Annotated in this window: 3 protein-coding genes; 1 reads left to right on the top strand and 2 read right to left on the bottom strand. The window is 41.1% G+C overall.

The annotated features are described in order from the left end of the window. Positions 1 to 864: NAD(P)/FAD-dependent oxidoreductase (locus tag VIP81_RS25865; RefSeq protein ID WP_331968057.1), on the bottom strand; the 864-nt coding region annotated here is incomplete at its 3' end. A 162-nt stretch (positions 865 to 1,026) separates the two neighbouring features. Further along, positions 1,027 to 1,413 (bottom strand): DUF3127 domain-containing protein, encoded by a 387-nt coding sequence (locus VIP81_RS25860; protein ID WP_079469647.1) that lies wholly within the window; start codon positions 1,411 to 1,413, stop codon positions 1,027 to 1,029. A 552-nt stretch (positions 1,414 to 1,965) separates the two neighbouring features. On the opposite strand from VIP81_RS25860, the gene VIP81_RS25855 reads away from it, so the two are divergent. Continuing rightward, positions 1,966 to 2,793: DnaA ATPase domain-containing protein (locus VIP81_RS25855; RefSeq protein WP_331968054.1), on the top strand; the 828-nt coding region annotated here is incomplete at its 3' end.

The raw sequence follows: 2,793 nt of genomic DNA, 5'->3' as shown, positions 1-2,793 counted from the left end.
CTGTGCGCTGTCGATCAGTTCCTGTGGATGTTCCACGCGAACGCCGAGGGCGAAGGGTTTTGCTTCCAGCAAAATGTTTTGCTGATGGAGCATGATAAATATATCACGTGCGGAGTGGCCCGTGGCCAGGATTAATTGTTTGCCTTCAAAGATTTGTCCGGAAGCTGTTTGTACGCCGGTAACGGCGCCATCTTTCATTTGTATGGCGGTTACTTTTTGTTCAAAGTGTACTTCTCCGCCGCTGTTGATAATTTGCTCGCGCATAGCAGTGATGATATGCGGAAGTTTGTTGGTACCGATATGCGGATGCGCATCGATCATTATTTTTTCTTCTGCGCCGAAGTGAACAAAAATATTGAGAATGCGGTTAATATCCCCACGCTTATTGGAGCGGGTATATAGTTTACCATCAGAGTAGGTGCCTGCGCCACCTTCGCCGAAGCAGTAGTTGGAATCAGGGTTTACGGTACCTGTTTTATTGAGTGCCGCGAGATCTCTTCTTCTTGCGCGCACATCTTTTCCGCGTTCAATGATGATGGGCTTCAGGCCCGATTCTATGAGGCGTAAAGCAGCAAAGAGACCAGCGGGTCCTGCGCCTGCAATCAATACTCTGGGAGCATTGGCCGGGAGCGAAGGATATACCGGATGGGTATGTTGCCTTTCAATGAAAGGTTCATTTACAAATACCTGTAGGGTAAGTACAAAATATGCCTGTCTGGAACGTGCGTCTATAGAGCGTTTCAGCAGATTGAATCCTGTGATAGCCGTTGGTTTTACACTCAGCGCGGCAGCAGCATGCTGTATAATATGTGTATGAGAGGCCGCGTCAGCGGGTAGTAATTTGAGAGATATTTGTTGTATCATATTAGCGGTTAGGTGGTTATCCTAAAACTGCCGCAAAGATAGCTAATAAGGCGAAAAGGATAAAGCAAAAAGCATAAAGCTATTAAAGCGAAGACAGTAGCGATGTTACTCGCTCACATCTTCGCTTTAATAGCTTTATGCTTTACGCTTTTTGCTTTAGGCTTAAAAAGGCAGATCATCACCACCATCACCTCCGCCGGCAGGCATCTGAGGTGTATTGTAGTTAGGCTGAGGATCTGTACCCGGAGCAGGTGCTGCCATTACAGATTCCATACGCCATGCATCCAGGTTGGTAATGTAATTTACTTTACCATCTTTTTCCCATCTGGTGCCTTTGATATTGAAATAAACTTTAACGTTTTCACCTTCATTGAACCGGTCAACAATACCAGTACGGTCTTGCACCGACTGAAACTTAATGTAGTTGTTGATAACACGGCCATTGATGTCGTCGGACTTCTCTATAACGAACTCTCTTGTCTTAAAAGTTTCGCTACGTTGTACCGTGTTGTACTTCACAATCAGCTTTCCGGTAATTTCAAAACTCATAGAAAAATTATTTTAAATTCAGAAGGGTCAAAGATAAGGTATTCGACTTAGTGCGTGCAAATATTTTTTATTAATCCGGTGCGCGCGGATATAAATAAATTGTTTCATAATAACTACCCCTGAATACATTTTTTTAAATGGAGATACTAACATAGTTTTGCACCCTCTCCTGAAAAAGTGTGAATATCTCAGGTTTTATCAGTGAACGATTTTTTTTGAGAGGAAGGATACAATATTATTTTATCAATTATATATCCATATTTATGATAAAAAGGAGAATGAAGCAGATAAAGGTGCTGTTAATCAATGGGGTTTATAGTATTGAAAACCTTGTCACGTCAGGGCTGTAAAGCCACGGCAGTACTGGAAAAAGGAGTTTTGTTATTCTGTAATCAGGAGAATATAAACAAGGGTAGATAAATTTTTTTTTTCAACATTTTCTACAGATATTCGTCATCCTGTCTGAAAATTTTTCAACATCCTGCGTTGGGGAATTTCGAATTCGAGAACTAAGCATCCTTAATTAAGAAACAACTAATTTTTTTTATCTCAATGAATAAAACTTGCGAACAAGTTTGGGAAAAGTGTCTTAATATAATTAGGGATATAGTAGAATGGCAGCCGTTTAAGACATGGTTTGAACCTATTAAACCCATTAAACTTGAAAACAATGTTTTAACCATCCAGGTCCCCAGCCAATTCTTTTATGAATACCTTGAGGAGCATTATGTGGGATTGTTAGGAAAAACCATAAAAAGAGAATTAGGTAAAGAAGCCCGGTTGGAGTATCGCATTGTAGTCGAGAACGGTACGCCACATCAGCATCCCAGAACAGTAAACATGCCCACGCAGTTTACCAAACCTCAGAAAGACAATGAAGTAGATTTTCCTTTAACGATTCACAATCCGGTTAAGAATCCCTTTGTTATTCCGGGTATTAAAAGGGTACAGATTGACTCGCAGCTCAATCCTAATTATACGTTTGATGCGTATGTAGAAGGAGACAGTAATCGTGTGGCAAGACGTGCAGGTAAAACGGTGGCTGAAAAGCCCGGTGGTACTTCCTTTAATCCGTTGGTAATATATGGAGGCGTGGGACTGGGAAAAACGCATCTTGCGCAGGCAGTGGGCAATGATGTAAAACGTATACACCCTAATAAAGCGGTGTTGTATGTGAGTGCAGAGAAATTCATTAATCAGTTTATAGATCATTCCAAGAATAACATCATCAACGATTTTATTCACTTCTATCAGTTGATAGATGTGTTGATTGTAGATGATATCCAGTTCTTTGCCCGAGCAGAGAAAACACAGGATGCGTTTTTTGCGATATTCAATCATTTACACCAGTCTGGCAAGCAACTGATCTTAACGTCTGAT

The organism is Chitinophaga sp., from assembly GCF_036566945.1.
Lineage (GTDB): Bacteria > Bacteroidota > Bacteroidia > Chitinophagales > Chitinophagaceae > Chitinophaga.
This window is presented reverse-complemented; position numbering and strand designations above follow the sequence as displayed.

Excerpts from the sequence above, each read along its gene's own strand:
- VIP81_RS25860 (WP_079469647.1), bottom strand. The coding sequence starts at position 1,413 with ATGAGTTTTGAAATTACCGGAAAGCTGATTGTGAAGTACAACACGGTA.